The following is a 3,445-nucleotide window of genomic DNA, read 5'->3' as shown; positions in this document are numbered from 1 at the left end:
GAGCATCAAAAAGACGGACGGGCCGACGAACATCGCAAAGACTTTGGGCTTCATCGTCAGTCCTTCTTTTTCATGGTCCTGAGTGGGGCCCGCACCTTCGCGCGAGCCCCAAAATCGAGTTTACAGAAGGCCCGCTTCTTCGGCGGCTGTTTTGTAGGCATCCTCAACGGCGGCCAGAGTGTCCTCAGCAGACATCTCACCGGTGAAGAATCCTGGTAGGGCATTACCAAGGGCAGTGTGCATCAAACCCATTTGGCTGGTTGATGGGTATGGCGCAGGTGCGGGCGAGGCTGTCGCTGTGGCGATCGCGCCCGAAGCCATGTCAGAGGGCTGATAGCCCTCAATTAACCAAATAGCTGCATCATTGTTCGCCTGTACGACTTCCGTGGTCAGGCCCTGCATGGCCAAACGGAAAGCTGCATCAGCCTCTTCGTCGGTGATGTTGGCCGCAATAACGATACCATCCCACCAGAGGGTCGTCGCGGGAGCGCCACCTTCTATGGCCAGCGGTGCAGCAGAAGCAGCAACCTTACCAACAACCGTACTTTCGGAAGCATCATTCATCGCCCCACCGCGCGACGCCCACAGGTTCGCCATAGCGATTTTACCCTGCTGGAACTGCTGCTGCACGTAGGTACTGTTTGAAACGAGGAACTCTGGATCCATGTAAGCCGTCAACTTTTGCATCATCTCCAGCGTCTTTAGGCCCGCTTCGGAGTTGACCATCGGCATGCTGTCGTCACCGTAAAGGGTACCGCCAAAACCGAAATACATGTTGGTAAAATCTGTCGCCAGATCCCAGCCTGCTTTCATCGTGGCACCCATCGGATAGTCCACAACGCCTGCTTCCTTGATTGCTTGCGCAGCGGCAAGCACATCATCATAGGTTGCGGGCGCTTCTAGGCCGAGATCGGCAAAGATGTCCGAGCGGTACATCATGTGCTGTGTGTTCACCATCATGGCGACGGCCATGATCTGACCGTCGACACGGATCAGCTGGTTGGGGCTCAGGTTTTGGCCGTACTTGGCGACCAGATCATCTAGTGGGCGAATCGTGCCTTCGTTCAGCAGCGGCGTCACGGTTCCATTGGAAACCCCACCAATGTGGTAAAGCGAAGGGTTCGCCGCGAAAGCTGCGGGCTGTTTGGTGCGGAACTCTTGGTCCAATTCAGGCTCAAAGTTGCCGCAGGCCGCCATTGCGTCAGTCACAGCCTTCCAAGCTTCAAAACCTGCCGTCAGCGACTTTAGCGGCACTGTGTTCTCATAGGAACACGCCACAGCTGCGCCACTGGCAAAGAGCGAGACCGCACCAGCGAGCGCGATTTTCTTAATAAACATTCGATGTCTCCCGTTGAACGTTATCTATTTGGGGGTCTTCTTTTTATGGCGTCTACATTGTCGCTGGGGGAAATTGGCTGTTTGAGCCGACGACCATCAAAGCAAAATGCATACGATTGCAAAATAAGCTAGATTCTTGAAACGCCCTTTGGCAAGGCTTTTCTGACAAACACGCAAAGGTGTCCCATGCCGAACTACCGCAATACCCTTCGACCCGCGCTCAATACGCTGTTCACCTGCCCGCCATCTGAGCTTGAGGCTGCCAGCGCCGTCATCGCGCCAGAGGTCATTTGGGACATGTGCGCACCGGTAAATCGGCTTGAGGGGCGTGAAGCTGTGGTTAAGCAGGTGATTATGCCCCTGCGCCGCGCCATCACAGGGCTACATCGCCGAGATGAAATTTTCATCGGGGGCGACAATATTCGTACGCCGGGCGGACAATGGGTCGGCGCGGTCAGCCACTATGTCGGCACGTTCAACGCACCCCTCTGGGGTATTCCGCCCAGCAACCGGCTGGTGTTTTTGCGCGCGGGTGAATTTTACCGCGTTGAAAACGGGCGCATCACCGAGGCCAAGGTGATCATCGACTTGATCGACCTGATGCGTCAGGCAGGCCTACAGGCCATCCCCTTTGAACTTGGGACCGAGATGCTGTTTCCCGGCCCCGCGACACACGATGGTGTCTGCCCAACCACGGGCGACGGCGCGCGGTCGCTAGACATTGTGCAAGCGATGTTGGGCGCGCTGCATGTCTATGACCCAGAAACCTTTGGCTCCGACAATCAAACTGGCCAAGGTGGGCTGTGGGCCAAGGACATGTTTTGGTACGGGCCCGGCGGCATTGGGTCGAACTTTCAGTGGGAAGGTTTCGTCAAAGACCACCGCGCCTCGTTCTTAAATGCTTTTCCAGATCGTCAAGGCGGCAACCATTACTGCCGGATCGGCGATGGCCCCTACGCGGCCGTTTCAGGCTGGCCTTCAATGACGATGACCCATGCAGGCCCCTACTTAGGTGTCCCCGCAACCGGCAAGGCCCTGACGCTGCGTGTGATGGATTTCTATCGCTGCACACAGACGCAAATTGCGGAAAACTGGGTACTGCTCGATTACGTTGACCTTCTAAACCAGATGGGGGTCGATGTGATCGCAGCGGCAAACCATACCCACGCAACAATCTGAGTCGCTGGGCTGTCAATTTTTCGTTAACTTGCCCTGCGACATGCTGGCACGGCCCACTTGACGCCGCAGCCCACCACCTGCCGCCGCGGCTTTTTGGGCCTGCGACGGCCTGTCACCTTTGATCTGAAAATGGACTGATTTCACTCAGTAAAACTGGGTAGTATTCATAAATTTACAAATACGACGGCAATTTCTGAAATTTTCTTTACAGAAAAAGTGTGCAATTACGACACATTGCGAAATCCTTAACCACATAGTGTAAAGTAAAGCAGTCGTCAGGGTGATGGGCCCTTTTTTACCCACCACTCTTTTATATGGCGTCAGATGCAGCTGCGTGGTGGGAGCCACTGAAACAGATGCACCAGACGTTTTTCGGGAGGATCCAGAGGATCTTTGGCAAAGCCGTCCCACAGCCACCTTGGGCTGTGAACAGAGAAGGTGTGCCCAGATTTCTGTCCCCTCCTCCGAAGCAAGAGAGGGAAGGCGAGATGCCTAAAGACATTCAAAACACCCCGCCACTGCTGGCCGGTGCGCACGCAGACACAGCCACCTACAATGCCATGTACGAAGCCTCGATCTCGGACCCCGAAGGGTTTTGGGCAGAGCACGGCAAGCGCATTGATTGGATCAAGCCCTTTACCAAGGTCAAAGACACCTCCTTTGCCCACGATGATGTGCATGTGAAATGGTTTGAAGACGGCACGCTGAACGTGGCCGAAAACTGCATCGACCGTCACCTAGCGACCCGCGGCGATCAAACCGCGATCATCTTTGAACCCGATGATCCGAATGAACCCGCCCAGAACATCACCTACCAACAACTCTCTGATGAGGTTGGCAAGTTCGCGAACGTCCTCAAGGACCTTGGCGTCAAGCAAGGCGATCGGGTGGTTCTGTACCTTCCCATGATCCCGGCTGCCGCCTACGC

3 protein-coding genes are annotated in these 3,445 nt (G+C 55.5%); 2 read left to right on the top strand and 1 reads right to left on the bottom strand.

From position 1 onward, the window contains the following. Window positions 1-120: 120 nt before the first annotated feature. Window positions 121-1,338: an ABC transporter substrate-binding protein gene (locus AC4GMC_RS17745; protein WP_487878575.1), complete on the bottom strand. Its 1,218-nt coding sequence runs from the start codon at window positions 1,336-1,338 to the stop codon at window positions 121-123. Window positions 1,339-1,524: 186 nt separating this feature from the next. Here AC4GMC_RS17745 and AC4GMC_RS17740 point away from each other — a divergent pair, with 186 nt between their 5' ends. Further along, entirely contained in the window at window positions 1,525-2,517 is a 993-nt protein-coding gene (locus AC4GMC_RS17740) for an ester cyclase (protein WP_487878576.1), read from the top strand. A gap of 488 nt (window positions 2,518-3,005) precedes the next feature. After that, on the top strand, window positions 3,006-3,445 hold a 440-nt coding region (locus AC4GMC_RS17735), incomplete at its 3' end, for an acetyl-coenzyme A synthetase N-terminal domain-containing protein (RefSeq protein WP_487878577.1).

The sequence above is a fragment of the Thalassobacter sp. genome, assembly GCF_982993085.1.
This window is presented reverse-complemented; position numbering and strand designations above follow the sequence as displayed.